The organism is Prodigiosinella confusarubida (assembly GCF_002847015.1).
In the GTDB taxonomy this organism is placed as follows: domain Bacteria; phylum Pseudomonadota; class Gammaproteobacteria; order Enterobacterales; family Enterobacteriaceae; genus Prodigiosinella; species Prodigiosinella aquatilis.
The window spans coordinates 3,793,096-3,814,684 of sequence record NZ_CP025085.1; the positions used below are offsets into that span (position 1 = coordinate 3,793,096).

At 51.7% G+C, this 21,589-nt stretch carries 17 protein-coding genes; 13 read left to right on the forward strand and 4 right to left on the reverse strand.

Annotated features, from left to right (window positions below; translation table 11 throughout):
* Positions 1-108: 108 nt before the first annotated feature.
* From CWC46_RS17335 to CWC46_RS17345, 3 genes are read left to right on the forward strand one after another with little or no spacing between them, the layout of a single operon-like run.
* Complete coding sequence (locus tag CWC46_RS17335) at positions 109-843, forward strand: SDR family NAD(P)-dependent oxidoreductase (RefSeq protein ID WP_021015286.1); 735 nt, start codon at positions 109-111, stop codon at positions 841-843.
* The gene (locus CWC46_RS17340) at positions 836-1,882 is read left to right on the forward strand and encodes a phosphotransferase (protein WP_021015285.1); all 1,047 of its coding nucleotides are present in this window, start codon (positions 836-838) and stop codon (positions 1,880-1,882) included. The genes CWC46_RS17335 and CWC46_RS17340 overlap by 8 nt, the downstream gene beginning before the upstream one ends.
* Positions 1,879-3,153, forward strand: a complete 1,275-nt coding sequence (locus CWC46_RS17345; protein WP_021015284.1) for an aspartate aminotransferase family protein — start codon at positions 1,879-1,881, stop codon at positions 3,151-3,153. Before CWC46_RS17340 ends, CWC46_RS17345 begins: the two co-directional genes overlap by 4 nt.
* Here the strand turns inward: CWC46_RS17345 and CWC46_RS17350 are convergent.
* A complete protein-coding gene (locus CWC46_RS17350; RefSeq protein ID WP_021015283.1) occupies positions 3,143-3,952 on the reverse strand; it encodes a DNA-binding transcriptional regulator in 810 nt (269 codons plus the stop codon). The two genes, CWC46_RS17345 and CWC46_RS17350, sit on opposite strands and share 11 nt — an antisense overlap.
* Positions 3,953-4,336: 384 nt before the next feature.
* On the opposite strand from CWC46_RS17350, the gene CWC46_RS17355 reads away from it, so the two are divergent.
* The 7 genes from CWC46_RS17355 to mhpT all read left to right on the forward strand — a co-directional run bounded on the left by CWC46_RS17355 (position 4,337) and on the right by mhpT (position 11,896).
* Complete coding sequence (locus tag CWC46_RS17355) at positions 4,337-5,995, forward strand: bifunctional 3-(3-hydroxy-phenyl)propionate/3-hydroxycinnamic acid hydroxylase (RefSeq protein WP_021015282.1); 1,659 nt, start codon at positions 4,337-4,339, stop codon at positions 5,993-5,995.
* Between the two features lies 1 nt (position 5,996).
* Entirely contained in the window at positions 5,997-6,941 is a 945-nt protein-coding gene (mhpB, locus tag CWC46_RS17360) for a 3-carboxyethylcatechol 2,3-dioxygenase (protein WP_021015281.1), read from the forward strand.
* Between the two features lie 19 nt (positions 6,942-6,960).
* Positions 6,961-7,830 carry a 2-hydroxy-6-oxonona-2,4-dienedioate hydrolase gene (gene mhpC, locus CWC46_RS17365; RefSeq protein ID WP_021015280.1) on the forward strand — a complete coding sequence of 290 codons (870 nt, stop codon included), beginning with the start codon at positions 6,961-6,963 and terminating at the stop codon, positions 7,828-7,830.
* 11 nt (positions 7,831-7,841) lie between these two features.
* Positions 7,842-8,654 carry a 2-keto-4-pentenoate hydratase gene (gene mhpD / locus CWC46_RS17370; protein WP_021015279.1) on the forward strand — a complete coding sequence of 271 codons (813 nt, stop codon included), beginning with the start codon at positions 7,842-7,844 and terminating at the stop codon, positions 8,652-8,654.
* Positions 8,647-9,597, forward strand: a complete 951-nt coding sequence (locus CWC46_RS17375; RefSeq protein ID WP_021015278.1) for an acetaldehyde dehydrogenase (acetylating) — start codon at positions 8,647-8,649, stop codon at positions 9,595-9,597. Before mhpD ends, CWC46_RS17375 begins: the two co-directional genes overlap by 8 nt.
* Positions 9,594-10,601, forward strand: a complete 1,008-nt coding sequence (mhpE, locus tag CWC46_RS17380) for a 4-hydroxy-2-oxovalerate aldolase (RefSeq protein WP_021015277.1) — start codon at positions 9,594-9,596, stop codon at positions 10,599-10,601. Before CWC46_RS17375 ends, mhpE begins: the two co-directional genes overlap by 4 nt.
* Positions 10,602-10,687: 86 nt before the next feature.
* Positions 10,688-11,896 (forward strand): 3-(3-hydroxy-phenyl)propionate transporter MhpT, encoded by a 1,209-nt coding sequence (gene mhpT, locus CWC46_RS17385; RefSeq protein ID WP_021015276.1) that lies wholly within the window; start codon positions 10,688-10,690, stop codon positions 11,894-11,896.
* A gap of 147 nt (positions 11,897-12,043) precedes the next feature.
* Here mhpT and CWC46_RS17390 read toward each other — a convergent pair whose 3' ends face one another.
* Positions 12,044-12,724 carry a GntR family transcriptional regulator gene (locus CWC46_RS17390; protein ID WP_021015275.1) on the reverse strand — a complete coding sequence of 227 codons (681 nt, stop codon included), beginning with the start codon at positions 12,722-12,724 and terminating at the stop codon, positions 12,044-12,046.
* 513 nt (positions 12,725-13,237) lie between these two features.
* Here CWC46_RS17390 and CWC46_RS17400 point away from each other — a divergent pair.
* The gene (locus CWC46_RS17400; RefSeq protein WP_021015274.1) at positions 13,238-13,780 is read left to right on the forward strand and encodes a 4Fe-4S dicluster domain-containing protein; all 543 of its coding nucleotides are present in this window, start codon (positions 13,238-13,240) and stop codon (positions 13,778-13,780) included.
* A 38-nt stretch (positions 13,781-13,818) separates the two neighbouring features.
* Entirely contained in the window at positions 13,819-15,969 is a 2,151-nt protein-coding gene (gene fdhF, locus CWC46_RS17405; RefSeq protein WP_021015273.1) for a formate dehydrogenase subunit alpha, read from the forward strand.
* Between the two features lie 134 nt (positions 15,970-16,103).
* On the opposite strand, the gene flhA is transcribed toward fdhF, so the two are convergent.
* On the reverse strand, positions 16,104-18,287 hold the full coding sequence (flhA, locus tag CWC46_RS17410; protein WP_021015272.1) for a formate hydrogenlyase transcriptional activator FlhA: 2,184 nt from the start codon (positions 18,285-18,287) through the stop codon (positions 16,104-16,106).
* 890 nt (positions 18,288-19,177) lie between these two features.
* On the opposite strand from flhA, the gene CWC46_RS17420 reads away from it, so the two are divergent.
* Positions 19,178-20,470: a dicarboxylate/amino acid:cation symporter gene (locus CWC46_RS17420; protein WP_021015271.1), complete on the forward strand. Its 1,293-nt coding sequence runs from the start codon at positions 19,178-19,180 to the stop codon at positions 20,468-20,470.
* Positions 20,471-20,637: 167 nt separating this feature from the next.
* Here CWC46_RS17420 and hypT read toward each other — a convergent pair whose 3' ends face one another.
* Positions 20,638-21,525: a hypochlorite stress DNA-binding transcriptional regulator HypT gene (gene hypT, locus CWC46_RS17425; RefSeq protein WP_037380782.1), complete on the reverse strand. Its 888-nt coding sequence runs from the start codon at positions 21,523-21,525 to the stop codon at positions 20,638-20,640.
* Between the last annotated feature and the right edge of the window lie 64 nt (positions 21,526-21,589).

The window sequence follows — 21,589 nt, forward strand, 5'->3', positions numbered from 1 at the left end:
TCAAGGGGAAGGCCGGATGGATATGGTTTCTGTTACCGCATTTTTCCGCTTGTGCCCAAAAAAATTTGGCTCTATTTTATGATGCATCATATATCTGGAGTAGCCCTGATGACAGATCATAAGACACTGTTGTTAACCGGTGCCAGCCGGGGGATCGGCCACGCGACGGTCAAACATTTCCATGCCGCAGGCTGGACCATATTTACCGCCTCGCGGCAAAGTTGGGTGGAAGACTGCCCTTGGGCTGAGGGATTACTCAATCACATTCATCTCGATTTGGAGGACATCGACAGCCTGAGCGCGGCCATACCGATGATTAAAGAACGTCTCGGTGGACAACTGCATGCACTGGTCAATAACGCTGGCGTTTCTCCCAAAGGGGAAGACGGCAGCAGGCTGGGCGTGCGTGAAACCGACTATGCCACCTGGATTCGAGTATTTAACGTCAATCTGTTCTCCACGGCGATACTTGCCAACGGCTTGTTTGACGAATTGCAGGCCGCCCAGGGAAGCATCATTAATATCACCTCTATCGCCGGTTCCCGCGTACATCCGTTTGCCGGAGCGGCTTATGCCACTTCAAAAGCCGGGCTATCCGCGCTCACTCGTGAGATGGCATGCGACTTCGGCAAACATGGTATTCGCGTTAACGCGATTGCGCCCGGCGAAATTGACACCGCCATTCTTTCACCCGGAACACAGGAGATGGTGGAGCATACCGTCCCCATGAAACGGCTGGGGAAACCGGAAGAAGTGGCGTCGCTGATCTATTTTCTCTGTACGGCGGGCGCCTCCTATGTCAACGGAGCGGAAATTCACGTCAACGGAGGACAGCATGTCTGATCCTCATGTCCTGTTCACCACCGATGTTCCATTGGTATCGCTCGCGCAGGCACATCACGCTTCCCGTGAACGTTATGGTGTTGAAGGCGATATCACGCCACTACCGGGTGAACGTGATGCCAATTTCTATCTTTGTACGGAAAAACAGCATGGATACATGCTGAAATTTATCAATCCGGCCGAAGAACCGGCCGTCAGTGATTTTCAGAGCGCCCTGTTATTACATATCGAACAGCAACATACCGATTTGCCTGTTCCCCGCGTCCTTGCTGACCAACACGGAAATAGGGCTCCGGTCGTAGATCTTGCCGGACAAACGCTACAGACCCGTCTGTTTTCCTGGTTATCTGGCACACCGTTACACCGGGTTACGCCGAATCCGCAACTGGCTCAGCATCTTGGGCAGACCCTGGCGCAACTTGATATCGCATTGCATTCATTTACCCATCCAGCGGCAGAGCGGACGTTACTGTGGGATATTACGCACATGGAACGGGTAGCGGGATGGCTGGATTATGTGGAAGATCCGGAGCAACAGATATTGATCAAACGTGGGTTGTCGCAGTGGGAAAACAGCGTTGCGCCCGTTATTCATAAGCTGCGTAGGCAGGTTATTCACAATGATCTCAATCCGTACAATGTTTTCACCACCCCACAGGCGGACTGGCAAATCACCGGCATTATTGATTTTGGCGATGCCCTGTACGCGCCGTTGATTAATGAGCTGGCAACCGCCCTCGCCTATCAGATCAGCGAGAGTGATGACCCGCTGCTATGGATTACGCCTTTTGTTTCGGCCTACCATACCCATCTGCCGTTAACCGAGCAGGAAGTCTGCCTGCTTCCCCGGCTGATCGTGGCTCGTCTGACGCTGATCCTCTCAATTACGCAATGGCGCAGTGCGCTCTATCCGGAAAACCGGGAATACCTGCGGCGGAATCTTCACCGTGCATGGCGTAGTTTGCAGAATCTCAGTCGTTTCCCGCTGACACAATATGAAGATCGTCTCCTGACCACCTGTAGAAAGGGCATCCAATGACCCCTCACTCTGAGCGAGATTTGCTGGCACGGCGCAAAAAATTGCTGGGTGCCGGCTATCGGCTGTTTTATCAGCAACCGCTTCACGTTGTCCGCGGCGAAGGCGTCTGGCTGTATGACAGTGACGGCAACCGTTACCTGGATGTCTACAACAACGTGGTTTCCGTCGGTCATTGCCATCCAGACGTCGTCGCGGCGATCGCCACCCAGTCAGCGCAGTTGAATACCCATACACGCTATCTTACTGATGCCATTCTGGAATTTGCCGAGGACTTTTTACAGGAATTTCCTGACGAACTGCAAAATATCACCATGACCTGTACCGGCAGCGAGTCGAATGATTTAGCCTTGAGAATCGCCCGACAGGTTACTGGCGGAACCGGCATATTAGTCACTCGCTGGGCGTATCACGGCGTGACTACCTTGCTATCCGGCCTATCCCCGGCGCTGGGCGCTGGCGCACCCCGTGGTGACAACGTCTGGTTGATTGATCCGCCCGACACATACCACCATGCTACTGGCAGCATGACCACCAGCGTCGTCCGAGCGCTTGAAGCGATGCAGCAGGCTGGTGCGCGCCCGGCAGCGTTGTTGTTTGATACCATTTTTTCCAGCGACGGTGTGTTCAGTGGTGAGATGCAAGACGTTCAGCAGGCCGTCAGGTTGGTACGCGACGCGGGCGGGTTGTGTATTGCGGATGAGGTGCAAGCCGGATTTGGTCGCACCGGTTCACACCGTTGGGGGTTCGCTCGCTATGGCATCACCCCCGATCTGGTGACGATGGGGAAACCGATGGGTAATGGCCATCCTGTGGCGGCGGTGGTCGGGCGACCGGCGTTATTTGATGAATTCGGCCGCCGTCAACGTTATTTCAATACCTTTGGCGGCAATCCGGTCTCCTGCCAGGCCGCTCATGCCGTACTGAACATACTGCGACGGGAACGATTACAGGAAAATGCATTACAGGTGGGCCATTATCTTGAGGTGGGTTTACGTAAACTGGCAGCACAACATGATGTGATTGGCGACATCAGAGCCTATGGTTTGTTCATTGGCGTCGAACTGGTGAACAACGCCAGTCGCCAGCAACCAGCAAGCGCTTATGCGGAACGGGTGGTTAATCTGATGCGACAAAAACGGGTGCTCATCAGCACGACCGGGCCGAATGGCAATATCCTCAAAATCCGCCCTCCGCTGGTTTTTCAACCTGAACATGCCGATATCCTGTTAAGTACGTTGGGTGAGGTGCTGACTATGCACCCTAACAGTTAACGGTCAGGGTTTTCTCCCCGTGGGTTGCCTGCGTTGCGCTTTCACCGATTTGATCGGCAACACGTTGTAATATTGATAAATATTTCTGCGCCGCCTGTTCTATGGTCATTGCCTTGGCAATATAGATTAAACTCAGGCAGCCAATGAGCCGCTCATCATGGCGAACTGGCACCGCAATAGCCGCGATGCGAGACTCACTCTCCCAGTTCTGATAGTTTTCGCCATAGCCATTTCGTTGTACGCGTTGCAAGATTTCTGCAAGCCTCACCGGTTCTCGCGCCAGACGGTACTCATCGCCTTCACGCCCCGCCAACATGGTAATAATTTGCTGTCGTTCGTTCTCCGGGCAAAACGCAAGGTATGTCAGACCGGAAGCCGTCAATAACAATGGCAACCGTCGCCCGACCATAGCCCGGTGAAACGACAGTCGACTGAAACGATGGGTAGTTTCTCTGACCACCATCTCATCCACATCAAGTGTGGTCACATCCGTAGGCCACACTACTTCCCGCAGTAAGTCACCCAGCAATGGGGCAGCAAGAGCGGAAATCCACTGTTCGTCACGAAATCCTTCACTTAACTGACGCACTTTCAATGTCAGGCGATAGCTATCATCGAACGCGCTACGGCACACATAACCCTCCTGCTGAAGGGTTTCAAGCAAGCGCCTGACCGTGGTGCGATGTAAACCGGTCAATAATGAAAGCTGGTTGCAGTTTGCGCCACCATCCAGACGGTTAAGGGCATTGAGAACATCAAGCCCACGGGATAAACCGCGCACATTTTTATATTCACTCATTGGATTATAGGGCTCATTTTTACTAAAAAGTTTTATTTAACAATGAAGTGCACCTAGTGCACATCCCATCACTTTTTCATTGTAGACCAAAAAATACCCTCTATACTGATCCAACAATTAAAATATATTTCACATAAAATTAACATATGAACACATTACCTAACCCTACACCGTCGCTGCCATGGTCTGATTCTTTTATCCGAGAATCCGATCTGCCCTGCATAACCGCTGCACGGTGTCGCCCCGAAAAGTTGTAACGGGGTAGCAACCATCAGGCACCACTTAGGTGCGTTTCTGCATAACACAGATTTCGCTTGTAAAAGTGTGGATGGCTATTGCCCAAATCCGGCGATAAGTCTCGGCTAAATGCAATGAGGTAACACCATGACAACGACACTGTCGGCGTTAACGCCGAAGGAATATCAATCACAAGTTGCCATTATAGGCACGGGTCCGGTCGGGCTGATGATGGCCAATTATCTTGGTCAGCTCGGCATTGAGGTGCTGGTGATTGAAAAGCTCGATGCGCTTATCGACTACCCTCGCGCCATTGGTATTGATGATGAATCATTACGCACCATTCAGTCCGTGGGATTGATTGAACAAGTCCTGCCGCACACCACTCCCTGGCACGCCATGCGTTTTTTAACCCCCAAAGGACGCTGTTTTGCCGACATTCAACCGATGACCGACGAATTTGGTTGGTCTCGACGTAACGCTTTTATTCAGCCTCAAGTCGATAAGGTGTTATGTGAAGGTCTGAAACGCTTCCCGAACGTACAGATGCGTTTTTCCCGGGAATTGACTCAGGTAACTCAGCAGGAACAAGGCGTCACGCTAACCCTGGACACCGCTGAGGGCAAACGAGAAATCGTCCATGCTCAGTGGCTGGTCGCCTGTGACGGCGGCAACAGTTTTGTACGTCGTACACTGGGCATTGGGTTTGAAGGCAAAACCGCACCTAACCAGTGGATTGTGATTGATATCGCCAACGATCCACTCAGCACTCCGCATGTTTATCTGTGTTGCGATCCGGTCCGTCCCTACGTCTCTGCCGCGTTACCCCATGGTGTGCGCCGCTTTGAATTCATGGTGATGCCGGGAGAGACCGAAGAACAGCTAATCCAGCCGGACAACATACGTGCACTACTGGCAAATGTGTTGCCCGACCCGGATCGCGTCGAGCTTATCCGTAAACGGGTCTATACCCACAACGCCCGGATTGCCAGTGAGTTTCGTCGGGATCGTATTCTGCTGGCAGGCGATGCCGCCCACATCATGCCGGTCTGGCAGGGTCAGGGGTATAACAGCGGCATGCGCGATGCGTTCAACCTTGCATGGAAACTGGCTCTGGTGGTGAATGGCGAAGCCAGTGACCCATTGCTGGATACCTACCAGCAAGAACGCCGGGATCATGCCAAAGCGATGATTGATTTATCCGTGATGGCAGGAAATGTCCTGGCGCCACCAAGGCGCTGGCAGGGTATCGTACGTGATAGCCTGACCTGGGCCATGAACTTCTTTCCACCGGTAAAACGCTATTTCCTTGAAATGCGCTTCAAACCAATGCCGGCCTATCGGCAAGGGGCGTTGATCACCACAAACGACAAAGAGACGCCAATTGGTCGCATGTTTATTCAACCCCCGGTACTGCTGGAAAACGGGAATCGAGTGTTACTCGACGACGTGATCGGGCCTCGCTTTGCGGTACTGGTATGGGGATCTAATCCCTTATGGGGACTGAATGCATCCCAGATAGCGCAATGGCGCCATGTGGGCGTCACGTTTATTGAGGCCGTACCGGATGTGCAACTGTCGGCGCTCGGCGACGAGATACCCGGCGTGATCCGGGTGGGGGATGTGACAGGCCGTTTACGTCATTGGTTCGCCGCCAACAAAGGCTCCGTCGCCATCCTGCGTCCAGACCGCTTTGTGGCTGGCGTGGCTATTCCACAGACGTTGGGCGATACCCTCGATAATCTGGCGGAAATTATGACGCTCGCCCCATCATCTGTAGAAACACAGATTGAAAAGGTGGCCTGATATGAGCGCCTATTTACACTGCCTGTCTCATACCCCGCTGGTGGGATATGTAGACCCGGAACCCGCTGTTCTCAATGCGGTAGATGATGTCATTGCTGCCGCCAGAAAGCGCATCGCCGAATTCAATCCCGAACTGGTCATCCTTTTTGCACCGGACCACTACAACGGTTTTTTCTACGATGTGATGCCGCCATTTTGCATGGCGATGGCCGCCACCTCGATTGGTGATTTTGACAGTGAACCCGGCGAGTTACCGGTTCCCGTCGATATCGCGCAGGCATGTGCCAGTGCACTGCTCCATGACGGTATCGATATGGCCGTATCATGGTGTATGCAGGTCGATCATGGCTTCGCCCAACCACTCTCTTTCTTGCTGGGAGGGCTGGATCGCTGTCCGGTCTTACCGGTGTTCATCAACTGTGTGGCCCCGCCACTGCCGACGTTCCAGCGCACACGTCTGATGGGGGAAACCATCGGGCGTTTTATCCGCAATCTCAATAAACGCGTGCTGATCCTGGGGTCCGGCGGTCTGTCTCATCAGCCCCCGGTGCCTGAGCTGGCAGGGGCTGATGCCCATCTGCGCGATCGGTTGCTCGGCAGCGGTCGCACTCTACCGCCCCACGAACGCGATCTTCGTCAACAACGCGTCATCAATGCTGCCCGCCAGTTTGTGGGGAATCCCCACTCGCTCCATCCTTTAAACCCGGTATGGGACAACAGCTTCCTGAACATTCTCGATCAAGGGCGTCTTGCCGAGCTCGATGCCATGAACAATGACGAATTGTCTGCCATTGCCGGGAAATCAACCCACGAAATTAAAACCTGGGTTGCCGCGTTTGCGGCGTTATCCGCGTATGGGTCTTACACCACGGAAGCACGCTATTACCGCCCGATCCCGGAATGGATCGCGGGTTTTGCCTCCATCAGTGCTGCACCACATCGTTAACCCTGTCAGGAGAATTATCATGAACACACAATTGTCTTTCAACGAAGCAGAAACCAGTCATTTTGTTGATGTAGAAGAAAATGGTCAGCATCTGCGTATTCATTACAACGACTGTGGCAGCGGCAAAGAAACGGTCGTGATGTTACATGGCTCTGGTCCAGGGGCAACCGGCTGGGCGAACTTCAGCCGCAACATCGACCCGCTGGTAATGGCCGGTTACCGCGTTCTGTTGTTGGACTGCCCAGGCTGGGGGAAGAGTGATTCGATTGTAAACACCGGATCCCGCGCAGATCTCAATGCCCGGGTGCTGAAACAGGTGATCGATCACCTGGATATCGAGAAAGTGCATCTCCTTGGCAACTCCATGGGTGGACACAGTGCGGTGGCGTTCACCCTCAGTTGGCCTGAACGCACCGGCAAGCTGGTATTAATGGGGGGCGGTACCGGTGGTATGAGCCTGTTTACGCCCATGCCGACGGAAGGAATCAAGCGCTTACAAGCGTTGTATCGGGAACCGAACATCGACAACCTGAAAGCGATGATGGACATTTTTGTCTTCGACACTCGCGATTTGACAGACACCCTGTTTAAGACCCGGCTCGACAATATGCTGGCCCATCGTGATCACCTGGAAAACTTTATCAAAAGTAGCGAAGCCAACCCGAAACAATTCCCGGACTTCACCCCCCGACTAAATGAAATCAGTGCGCCGACACTGATTATCTGGGGCCGTAATGACCGTTTTGTGCCAATGGATGCCGGGCTGCGTTTACTTTCCGGAATACCAGGATCACAACTGCACATTTTCCGCGATTGCGGTCACTGGGCTCAGTGGGAACACGCCGACACCTTCAACCGCATGGTTGTTGATTTTCTGGCCCACGCATAAAGGAGCCGATGATGAGTCACCATGAACTTGACGCGCTGGCACTACAGCTACGCGACGCTGAGCATACCGGTCGTCCGATTGATCCACTACGTGACACACTGGGTATAGACAACGCCCAGGATGCCTATCTCATTCAACGACTGAATGTCGCACACTGGACAGCGGAAGGCCGCCGGGTGGTTGGGCGGAAAATTGGGCTGACCAATCCGAACGTCCAGCAACAACTGGGGGTTAATCAGCCCGATTTCGGCACCCTGTTTGCGGATATGTGCTTCGGCGATAACGACCCCATCCCCTGGGATAACGTGATGCAACCCCGTATTGAGGCGGAAATCGCCCTGATCCTTAACCGGGATCTACCAAACACCGACACCACCTTCGCTGAACTGGCGGCGGCAATTGAGTGGGTGATTCCGGCACTGGAAATTGTTGGCAGCCGAATCCGTGACTGGTCAATCAGCTTTGTCGATACCGTGGCGGACAACGCCTCATGCGGACTGTTTGTATTGGGTGGGCCATTCCAACCTCTGGCTGGGGTGGATTTACGTCACTGTACGATGCAAATGACCCGCAATAACGAAGTAGTGTCCACCGGTCAGGGCAGTGAATGTCTCGGTAATCCTATCAATGCCGCCGTCTGGCTGGCGCGAAAGATGGCGATACTTGGTGAACCACTACGCAAAGGCGACCTGATTTTAACCGGTGCGTTGGGGCCAATGGTCAATGTCAATGCCGGGGATCATTTCGAAGCCACCATCAGTGGTATTGGCTGTGTCGCCACCCGTTTCACTCACACCGCCGAACAGGAGTATCCCCATGAGTAAAGTTAACGTTGCCATTATTGGCTCGGGCAATATCGGCACAGATTTGATGATCAAAATCCTGCGCCAGAGTAACCATCTCAACGTCGCGGCGATGGTAGGAATCGACCCCGATTCCGACGGGCTGGCACGGGCACGACGTATGGGCGTGCCAACCACACACGAGGGGGTAAAAGGGCTTATTGCCATGCCCGAGTTTGCCGACATTCGTATTGTATTCGATGCGACCAGCGCCGGTGCCCATGTCCACAATGATGCCTTATTGCATGCCGCGAAACCGGATATTCAACTGGTCGATCTTACCCCTGCCGCCATCGGTCCGTACTGTGTGCCGGTAGTTAATCTGTCCGAAAACCTCACCCAGAGGAATGTCAATATGGTGACCTGTGGCGGACAGGCCACCATTCCAATCGTCGCGGCAATATCATCCGTGTGCCGGGTGCACTATGCCGAAATCATCGCTTCCATCGCGAGTAAATCCGCCGGGCCCGGCACCCGCGCCAATATCGATGAATTTACCGAAACTACCTCACGAGCGATTGAAGTGGTAGGCGGAGCCAGCAAAGGCAAAGCGATCATCATCCTCAACCCCGCAGAACCACCACTGATGATGCGGGATACGGTGTATGTACTCAGTGAAGCGGCATCTCAGAAACGTATTGAGGAAGCCATCCATCTTATTGCAGCAACGGTGCAAGCGTATGTACCTGGTTACCGCCTGAAACAGGCGGTTCAGTTCGACGTCATCCCACCGGAACAACCATTGCATATTCCCGGTGTCGGGAATTTCTCAGGGCTGAAAACGGCTGTCTACCTGGAGGTGTTGGGGGCAGCGCACTACTTGCCCGCGTACGCGGGGAATCTGGACATCATGACCTCTGCCGCACTCGCAACCGCCGAGCGGATGGCCGAGTATCAACGTCAATCAGCAGGAGCCATAGCATGAATAAAAAACTCTATATCTCCGATGTCACACTACGTGATGGTATGCATGCTATCCGCCACCAGTACTCATTGGATGATGTCCGGATCATCGCTCAGGCGCTGGATAACGCGGGAGTGGACTCCATTGAGGTCACCCACGGGGATGGATTACAAGGCTCAAGCTTTAACTACGGATTCGGCGCTCACACAGATGTAGCGTGGATTGAAGCGGCAGCAGATGTTGTCAAACAGGCCAGTATCGCCACCTTACTGATCCCAGGTATCGGCACCATCCATGATCTGAAGCGTGCCTGGCGCGCAGGAGCCCGTGTGGTACGCGTTGCCACCCACTGCACTGAAGCAGACGTCTCACGCCAACATCTGGAATGGGCACGGGAAGCCGGGATGGACGCAGTGGGTTTCCTGATGATGAGCCACATGACCACCCCCGAAAACCTGGCCCATCAGGCAAAACTGATGGAAAGCTATGGCGCCACCTGCGTATATGTGGTGGATTCCGGCGGTGCCATGAATATGAACGATGTCCGTGCTCGATTCCGGGCCCTGAAATCGGAGTTAAAACCAGAAACCCAAACCGGTATCCACGCTCACCATAACCTGAGCCTTGGCGTCGCCAACTCACTGGTGGCAGTGGAAGAAGGCTGTGATCGTATCGACGCCAGTCTTGCCGGGATGGGGGCCGGGGCGGGTAACGCACCACTGGAAGTGTTTATTGCCGCTATCGACAAACAGGGCTGGCAGCATGGCACTGATCTGTATGCGCTGATGGATGCGGCGGAGGATCTGGTGCGACCCCTTCAGGACAGACCGGTCAGGGTTGATAGAGAAACGCTGGCGCTGGGCTATGCTGGCGTCTATTCAAGCTTTTTGCGTCACTGCGAAGTGGCCGCCGCTCGCTACGGGCTAAGTGCAGTGGATATCCTGGTTGAACTGGGTAAACGGCGGATGGTGGGAGGCCAGGAGGATATGATCGTCGATGTCGCTCTTGATCTTACTCGTCAGTAATTCCTGATAGTCGAATGATGATAACGCGTCAGCAACGAACTGACGCATCGCATAACGTACTGTCACTTTACCTGCAGGTACCCATTATGAGTATGAACATCACCCTACCTACGTCCCGATTACTGTTAACTATCTCGTTATGCTTTCTTGTCGCTTTAATGGAAGGACTTGATCTACAGGCTGCGGGTATTGCGGCGCCTGGGATAGCTACCGCGTTCTCCTTCGATAAAATGCAAATGGGCTGGATTTTCAGCGCCGGTATCCTCGGACTATTACCCGGGGCGCTGGCAGGAGGCTGGCTGTCAGACCGATATGGCAGAAAACCGGTTCTGTTTGGCTCCATGGCATTATTTGGTCTGTTTTCTCTTGCAACAGCACTCTCGTGGAATTTTCCCACCCTGGTGCTCGCCCGCTTCCTGACCGGTGTTGGATTGGGTGCCGCCCTACCCAATCTGATTGCACTATGTTCGGAGGCGGCAGGGCCGCGTTTGCGGGGTATCGCCGTCAACGTAATGTACTGTGGCGTACCGCTTGGTGCGGCATTCGCGGCATTCACTGGTACTTTTGTCAGTATCGGTGAGTGGAAAACAGTTTTCTGGATTGGCGGCTTCACGCCGCTGGCACTGTTGCCGTTACTTGGCTGGTTGCTACCGGAATCAGCACATTACCAACGCCAAAACAGCGCAGCCCCACCCCCCGTGCGGGTGTTGTTTACTCCCGGCACAATACGGGCAACCGGCTTACTGTGGCTGTGTTATTTCTTCACCCTGCTAGTGGTGTATATGTTGATCAACTGGTTACCCTTGCTACTGGTAGGTCAGGGTTTTTCATCAGGCGAAGCCAGTTGGGTGATGCTGCTTCTGCAACTGGGCGCTACCTTGGGAACCCTGTCGCTGGGATATTTAATGACCCGGTTGAACGCGCTGGCGATGGCAACATTAATCTACCTCGGCATGTTGACGGCATTGCTGGTGTTAGCCAGCGCCGAGCAACTCAGCACCATGCTGCTGGCTGGCTTTATTGCCGGGTTCTTCGCAACAGGCGGTCAGGGGGTCTTGTATGCGCTGGCCCCTCTGTTTTATCCCACCGAGATTCGTGCCACCGGCGTTGGCACGGCGGTGGCGGTCGGGCGCTTGGGCGCGATGAGCGGCCCGTTGCTGGCAGGGAAAATGCTGTCCCTTGGCACCGGAGCGATAGGCGTAATGGGCGCGGCAGCACCGGGACTGGTGATCGCAGGTGTCGCCGTGTTCTGGTTGTTCAACTGGCAACAGCAGCAGTCTCTGGTTAAAGGCTGACCGGCAGGACGAAGTGACATAAAAAGCCACTGTCATGAAGTGGCTTTTTCATCAGATTCCGACGACGAAAACGATCATCTGTCTCGCGGGAGTGGTACTGAATGGTGCTGAGAACTGCCGTATAATTGAAGCTCATTCATCGACTGTCTATGCCAGTTGATCATTACCTTTACTCTCCACACTGTTAAACAGCTTTTCATGACCATCCTGAATATCGTCCTGAATCGCTAATCTGGCGGCCTCTGGATCACTGTTTCTCAGCGCTGCCAGCACGTCCTGATGATGACCGATAGCCATGTGTTGCGAAAACTGGGCATAGGACTGCGCAATCAGCGGTCCGGTTCTCATCCACAAACGATCCAGAAAACTGCAAAGCAGTGGCATCTGTGCGGTTTGCGCCAATAGCAAATGGAATTCGCTGTTCAACCGCAGCGCATCCGGGAAATCCGCCTTGTTAATCGCCTTAATATTTAGTGCGATGTTCTCTTCAATCTGCGACAGCCTGATTGGCGTTACCAGACGCGCGGCGTTCTCCGCGCCGATGCCTTCGATGGCGATACGCAATGTGCGTATTTCCAGGTACTGCGCCAGTGTCAGTTCCGGCACCCGAATATCCCTTGGGGTGCGAAGTTCCAGGGCTTGCTCTTTCGCCAGTTGCAAAATAGCGTCGCGCACCGGTGTGACGCTGGTTCCCAGTTGTGCAGCCAACTCTCTGATACGCAGACGATCATTCGGCTTAAGCCGCCCGGTAATCAATGCATCGCGTAATGTTGCATAAACACTGGCATTTAAACCGGCGCGATTAATAGACGCAATCGGATAGTTCACTCATTCACCCAATAGATAGTCATAAGAAAAGGAAAACAGATAATGTGTTTAGCGAAGATTCACTGGTTATATACCCCAAATAATTCGAGTTGCAGGAAGGCGGCAAGCGAGCGAATCCCGATAAGCTTACTCAGGTAAGTGATTCGGGTGAGCGAACGTAGCTAACACACCTGCAACTTGAAGTATGACGGGTATAAACAACCGATACCTTATGGCAATATATACCCTAAAAGTGAGATCGCTTACCACGCGTACCCACAGAGACGTCTCCATCACGCGCTACGACCCACCGTCGTCAAATCTGCCGACACACTACGGCCGGCAGTCGTCACTCTGCGCTGAGTGACGTATAACTCGACTAAAAATAATATTTAATACTTTATAAATCAAATAATTATCACATAAAAAACAATCCTGGCATAAACCCTGCTTTAGGTGTGGTGATGTGTCGGCAGCAAGTCTATTGTCGACAAAACCGCAATTTAACCTGAGCCGAGGAAGGAGAAAGATGTCATGAACCGGTTCGTATTAGCAGATCCCAAGAAATGTATTGGCTGTCGCACCTGCGAAGTCGCCTGTGTGCTGGCTCATAGCGATGGCAATCCTTCTTCGCTGTCATCCGAACATTTCTCGCCACGGCTGAAAGTGGTAAAGGGACTGAACGTCAGCACCACCATTCAATGCCGGCAGTGTGAAGATGCTCCTTGTGCCAACGTATGCCCGAACGGTGCCATTATCCACGATGGGGATCACATCAAGGTTCTCCAGGAAAAATGCATCGGTTGTAAAACCTGCGTCGTGGCTTGTCCTTATGGTGCTATGACGGTGATCAGTAAACCGGTCGCTCGTATCAGTCATTATCAGACGTTGGGCCACTGCATTAAGGCCGAGGCGCAAAAGTGCGATTTGTGCGAAGGTCGAGCCGCAGGCCCGGCGTGTATTGAGGTCTGCCCGACAAAAGCGTTACGAATGATCAACCGTGATGAAATTCAGGCCATGATCCAACGTAAACAACGGCGTGCGGCACTTGATGAAGCCGCAGACATGCAATTCTGAGTAGTGCCATTCGGGTACGCTGAAGGAGAAGAATCATCATGCAGAAAGTGATTACCGTCTGTCCTTACTGTGGGTCAGGCTGCAAAATTAATTTACTGGTAGAAAATGGCAAAGTCGTCGGTGCCGAAGGTGCCAACGGTGTCACCAACGAAGGTGAGCTATGCCTGAAAGGCTATTACGGCTGGGATTTCCTCAACGACACCAAACTGCTGACCCCACGGCTAAAACAGCCGATGATCCGTCGTCAGAAAGGGGCACCGTTTGAAGTGGTCAGTTGGGATGAAGCCATTGAATTCGCCAGTTCCCGTCTGATGGACATCAAGGAAAAATACGGTCCGGATGCCATCATGCACACCGGTTCGTCCCGTGGTCCGGGTAACGAAACCAACTTTGTAATGCAGAAATTTGCCCGTGCCGTGACCGGCACCAATAATATCGACTGCTGCGCCCGTGTCTGCCACGGCCCGTCGGTTTCCGGCCTGCAAGTCACGCTGGGCAACGGCGCGATGAGTAATTCTATCTGCGAGATTGAACACACCGACTGTATTCTGGTATTTGGTTACAATGCCGCCGATTCGCATCCGATAGTCGCACGCCGAATCATAAAGGCCAAAGAGCGCGGTGCCAAAGTCATCGTCTGTGATCCTCGCCATATCGAAACCGCCCGTATCGCCGACTTGTGGTTGCCACTGAAGAATGGCTCCAACATGGCGCTGGTCAATGCGTTCGCCAATGTATTGCTTAACGAAGGTTTATATAACCAGAATTTTGTCGCCCAGCATACCGAAGGGTTGGAAGAATATCGCAACCTGGTGGCCAAATACACGCCGGAATATGTAGCAGAAATCACCGGTCTGTCACCGCAGTTAATCCGTGATGCCATACGAATGTACGCCGCTGCGCCGTCCGCCACTATCTTGTGGGGTATGGGTGTAACGCAATGGACGCAAGGTGTCGACGTCGTGAAGGGGTTATCCGGCTTGGCGTTGTTGACCGGCAATCTAGGTCGTCCCAACGTGGGCGTCGGTCCGGTACGCGGCCAGAACAACGTGCAGGGTGCCTGCGATATGGGCGCGCTACCGAATCAGTTCCCCGGCTATCAAAATGTTACCGACGCGGCTATCCGCGAAAAATTTGCCAAAACCTGGGGCGTACCTTCCCTGCCCGCTCATGTAGGTTACTCGCTCACTGACGTGCCTCATAAAGTGAAAGAAGGTAAAATTCGGGCCAATTATGTCATGGGAGAAGACCCATTACAGACCGAACCCGATTTGTCGGTGGTACGTGAAGCCTTCAATGAGCTGGATTTGTTGATCGTACAAGACATCTTTATGACCAAAACCGCTGCCGTGGCCGATGTCATTTTCCCCGCCACGTCCTGGGGAGAACATGAAGGGGTTTATACTGCGGCAGACCGTGGTTTCCAACGGTTCTACAAAGCGGTGGAACCGCAGGGCAATGTAAAACCGGACTGGGAAATCATTAGTCTGATGGCGACCGCCATGGGCTACCCGATGCACTACAACAACACGCAGGAAATCTGGGATGAACTGCGTCACCTGTGCCCACTGTATTACGGAGCGACCTACGAAAAAATGGCCGGTCTGGGTTATGTTCAGTGGCCGTGTCTTACCGAAGATAGCCCGGGCACACCGTGGTTGTACGCCGGTAACAAGTTTGACCGTCCTAATGGTAAAGGCTTCCTGTTTGCCACCGAATGGCATCCGCCGATGGAGCAGACTGACAGTGAATACCCACTAGTGTTGTGTACCGTGCGTGAAGTTGGGCATTATTCCTGCCGCTCCATGACAGGTAACTGTACCGCATTGCAAACACTGGCCGACGAACCCGGTTATGTGCAGATCAGTCCGGAAGACGCTGAGCATCTTGGTTTGCATGATCAGCAACTGACCTGGGTTGCTTCACGCCGCGGCAAAGTCATCAGCCGAGTATCGATCAGTGAGCGCATCAACAAGGGCGCGGTGTATATGACCTATCAGTGGTGGATCGGTGCCTGTAACGAGCTGACGCTGGATGAAGTTGATCCCATCGCCAAAACGCCGGAATACAAACACTGTGCCGTCAAACTGGAAGCGATTGCCGATCAGAACTGGGCGGAAAATTATGTCCAGCAAGAATATAGTGCGCTGAAAGCCAGACTGCGCAAGGAAGCAGAAGTCGCTGGTTGATCTTCATAAGGCGCTCCGCTCTGGAGCGCCTTAACTCACAAAAAACAACACGTTTATTGCCATTCCCAACGATCTCATCACTGTCGTTCGCCCACATGAGATTGAGTTAGCACGGTGGCGATGTTATGTCCGACTCACTCAATATTCTCGATTTCTTTCACCGAGATCCCCATTCGCTGCATACGGGAAAGCAGCGTGGTTCGCTTCAGGCCCAACCGGGCGGCAGCCCCTTTCGGACCCGCGACAATACCGTTGGTTTCCCGCAATACCCGGATGATTCGCTGACGTTCGGACTCCTCCTCGCCCTCTTGCTCCAGGTTTTTTTCGGCCACCATCGGTGACGAGGGGACCTCAGTCGCATGATAAACCGGCTTTGGCGCCTCCAGCGGCGAGAGATGGTGTTGCAACTCTTCCATTTGCAGGTTCAGCGTAGTACCACGAGTCAGGATCACCGCTCGCTCAATCACATTCTCCAACTCACGCACATTACCTGGCCACGGTAGACGGCTTAATTGGCGCAAAATATCAGACGGAATACTGTCGATAGTGCGATTCATTCGGCGGGCGATCTTGCGAGTGAAAAATTTCACTAGCAACGGAATATCTTCCGGCCGCTCACGCAGTGGCGGGATCACAATCGGGAAGACATTAAGACGATAGTAAAGGTCGCTACGGTACTCACGGTCAGCCACCATCTGTTTTAGATCGCGGTTAGTAGCGGCGATCAGCCTTACATTCACAGGAATGACTTTACTGCCACCTAAACGTTCAATTTCCCGTTCCTGCAATACCCGCAGCAACTTGGGTTGCAGCTCCAGTGGAATATCGCCGACCTCATCCAGAAACAGCGAGCTCTTGTCCGCCAGCTCAAAACGTCCCTGCCGTAGGCTAGTCGCGCCGGTAAAGGCACCTCTCTCATGACCAAACAGATCACTTTCCAGTAAACCGGAAGGGATAGCCGCGCAGTTCATTTTGATCATCCGGTTGGATTTGCGCTGGCTGAGACTATGAATCGCCCGGGCAATCAACTCTTTACCCGTACCAGTTTCTCCGAGGATCAATACCGTGCTATCGCTGGCCGCCACCATTTCCACCTGCTCCAGCACCTGGCGGATAGCAGCACTGCGACCAATAATCTCACCGAACTCTTCACCACCGACACGATGAATGTGCTCGGTCAATTGCTCGGTCAGATAGAAATTTTCATGAATCAGCGAGTCTTTCAACCGCGTAATCTGCTCATAAGCCAGCGCATTATCCAACGCAATCGCAATACGGGCCGCAATCTGACGCAACAGTTTTATTTCTGCGTCACTTACCGTCAAATCACTGCGATGCGCCAGTTCCAGAACACCCAGCACCCGGTTTCCAAACGCCAGTGGCAGCAGGCAGGCATGCTTTAACTGGCTGTCAGACCACTGTGCCAGATAGCGCGGCGCACCGGCATGGATAATGGACTGTTCAGCATTAATCAACTGCACCTGATTCGTATCAATAACGCCAGCTGCCAGTGCTTCGGCACGATCTACTTCACCCTGCACCTGTTTGGGCGAGCGCCCGGCAAGGTAGTGAGTGGCGTAATATTTCAATCTTTTTTCATCGCCATCGCTGTCCTTTAATACCAGTGCAATGAAATCGATACCAAAAAAGCGGTGAATTTCCTTTGAAACTTCCAGCGCCAGCGCTTTCAGTTCCAACTTGGAAATCACGGTATTGGTGACATCTACCAAAATACGATAGTGATCGCGCTCATGCCGCAGACGTTCTTCTTCGCGCTGCGTCAGCTCGCGCTCACAAATATTCTCGACCACGACAGAGATAACGCCGGACAAGGCCTGGAAAAAATCGATCTCACTATCAGTAAACCGGCTGCCGTCGGTTTTAAGAAACTCGATGCCGCCCAATGCGCGATGCGATGCCAACAATGGTAACTGGCAATAGTCGCTCAACCCAACATAAGCGGATTGTTCAATAAGATGGGGGAAATCACGTTGAAAATGCACACGATCACAATGCAGCAAGGCATGGGTGTTCCACACTACGCCGCCCGGACCATCCGCCAGTAGCACATTCTCTTCGCTGCATATCGTACAGCTCGCCTGACGGTCATGACGGTAAAACAGGATCTGGTTATGTAGAGGATCGATCAGCAACAGATTGACGCGCCCAAAACGCACCACTGAAAATGACAGGCCATCCAACACCTGCAACAGCGCATCAATACTGCGTTGCTGCAATAACGTCTGTGACACTTTCAGTAAGGCATCCTGCCACAGAATGGAAAGACGGGAAGGTGAATCTGTCAGTCGTGTCGCCATAACCACCGCAATCAACTTGCTATAACCAATTATGGAGAACAGTTTAGGATCTTCATCCAGTAAATGACACGCTACCTCGCCAATAGCTTGATCTGAATCGTACTTAAGAAGTGCTAATTAACCTTATCAACACACTAGGATAATAATAAGAATTATTTACCACCATAATGATCCCATTTTTTGTTCACGGTAAGAGCAGTATCGTCACTTTTGACGAATAAGCATTCTGCTGATGGTCAGTGATGTCGCTGCCTTATTCTAGTTATTTCCTGATGACATATGTGACGCCACAATGACATTGTCAATGCAGAAGTGCCATTACCTGGATTCATCGCACTGAGGAAAACCGATATTATCCACTTCGGCGCCAATATTGTGGAAATAATGAGCAGCATTAACGATAGATACTCATAATCACGAAACAAATATATTACTTCCTGACAATAAGCGGCTTAATGAATAAACAATAAGATGCTTATAATTAACACAATGAAATTGTGCCAAATTTTATTTATCGTTAATAACACCATTACCATAAATAAATCTTATGATTTAGCCATCTCAGGATTGAAACTTCAACCGTTGTTATACTAACAACTTGTTTATAAGTGTCATTCATGATAGTGCGCAAACGATTGCCAGCAGTCATCCGCTCGCCATTTCCCATCAAAAGAACGCTACCCGCTTTTTTTTCATCCAATATGATAATTTTGAATCTTATCACGCAGAAAAAAATGTAAAAAAAAATAATCGCTGTAATATCTGGGGCGCAGACACAACACCCCAATAACAGGTCAAGGGCGGCAACACCGTGTATTCACACGATACGCATAGCCCGCTAAGCCAATAATACTGTGTTGTCTGAGTCAATTCATCAACATGAGGTCAATATGCAAAGGCAGAAGTTAGTTATACAAATAGCTTTGGCTATCCTATTAGGGATATTCGTAGGATGGGTATGTCATCAATATCTGGATGGCGGACGTGCAAAAGAAGTAGCGTCTTACTTCAATATGATTACCACCATTTTTCTGCGCTTGATCAAAATGATCATCGCACCACTGGTATTTGCCACGCTGGTTTCCGGTCTGGCCAGTATGGGGAACTCTTCAGCGGTAGGACGCGTCGGTCTGAAAGCCATGACCTGGTTTATCTCCGCCTCTTTCCTTTCCCTGCTTATCGGTATGGTGTTGGCCAATTTCTTCCAGCCGGGGGCTGGAATGAATCTGGTGGTCACCGCCAACGCGCATGTCACTACCGGTCTGAACACCGACGGCTTCACATTGAAGAACTTCATCAGTCATATCTTCCCGAAAAGCATTGTGGAAGCGATGGCAAACAATGAAATTTTGCAAATTCTGGTCTTCTCTCTGTTCTTCGGCTCGGCTCTCGCTTATGTCAAAAACAAGAATAAAAATGCGACAGCGATTGCATCCCTGATCGAAGAGTTGGCTAAAGTGATGTTCCGCGTAACGGATTACGTCATGAATCTGGCACCCATTGCCGTATTTGCCGCACTGGCTTCTGCCATTACAACGCAAGGCCTGGGACTGATTTATGACTTTGGAAAGTTGATCGGCGAATTCTACCTGGGTCTGGCATTACTGTGGGCAGTGCTGTTCTTGGTGGGTTACGCGTTTCTGGGCAAAGCGATCACGGTGTTGGCAAAACTGATCCGCGAACCCACGATGCTGGCATTTGCCACCGCAAGTAGCGAGTCGGCATATCCAAAGACCATGGAAGCGCTAACTAAGTTTGGCGTACCGAAGAAAATTACCAGCTTTGTGTTGCCGCTGGGGTACTCTTTCAACCTTGACGGCTCCATGATGTATCAGTCATTTGCCATTCTGTTTATCGCTCAGGCTTACAATATTGATTTAAGTCTGACGCAACAGATCCTGATTCTGCTGACGCTGATGCTCACCAGCAAAGGGATGGCTGGCGTCGCTCGCGCCTCAGTAGTGGTGGTAGCGGCAACATTACCCATGTTTAACCTGCCGGAAGCCGGTATCCTACTCATTATCGGGGTTGATCAGTTCCTGGATATGGGACGTACCGCCACGAATGTGATTGGTAACAGTATCTCCACCGCCGTTGTCGCCAGTCTGGAGAAAGACGTGACTGACGACGAGGAAGAAGACGTTATCGCCTATCAGGAAGCACAGGCCGGCCAGAACAGTTAATCACTCGGGTCATATTTAATCGATTTCAGGTGCAGGAAAGCGACCATCGAGTAAATCCCCAGGAACTTACGCGAATAAGTGACTGGGGTATATGAAAGCCGGCAACGCACCTGCACATGAAAGATAACGAATATAGCGGCCATCGCGGTCGCTATTATTTTATCTTCCTACTGATGTAACGCTTTCATGTAACGCCAGAACTTTTCTGAAGCCACATTCAGCCGGGCATCAAGGCGATAAAGATAGACTTCCATATGCATAACCGCATTTTCCATCTGAAGAATAACCAATTCCCCATTCTTCAATTCTTCTTTGATGGAATAGTCCGGCAACCAGGCAATACCGTAACCTTTTTGCGTCATGCGTTTCAGCAGATCGCTCATGGAAGAAACGAAATTTACCGTGAATCTTTCGCTATCAATGGTAGAGAGATAACGGTTAACCTGGCGTCCCATGTAACTGGTATCAGCATAATTCAGTAGTGGGACAGTAGCGGCATTCACATCAAATATCGGCTTTCCCGCCGGGGAAGCAGCACATACCGGATAAAGCCGTGACGCCAGAATTTTTGTATGTAAAAACGGTTCGGACATCAACTCTTCATTATAAAAAGAGAAAATAAAATCACTGCGGCCATCTTTAAGGTTTAAAACCGCTTCATCTACATCGATGGATTCCACATAAAATATCTTTTCCTGTGGTTCTGGAACGGTCTTGAGTAATTCCGGCATGATAAATACCGATAATGAATGTGCAGCAGCAATGGTGATTTTGTTTTTGTAATTACTGCCGCCATGCAGTTTATTTATCTGATATTCGAGATCATCTAATGTATTACGGATATGCGCATGGAATACTTTGCCCTGCTCTGTTAATTGCAACGGTGTGGAATTACGGTTAAAAATATCAAAACCTACGGCACTTTCCAGTGCACGAATACGTCGACTAAAGGAAGATTGAGAAATATTTCTTTTTTCGGCGGCAGTAGTAAAACTACGGTATTCCTCCAGAGCGATAAAATCATACAGCCATTTGGTCTCAATATTATTCAGCATGGTATACCCGTCGTTAACATGGATAGTAATGCCAGTAAAAGCATAGAGATAACTAAAGCTATGC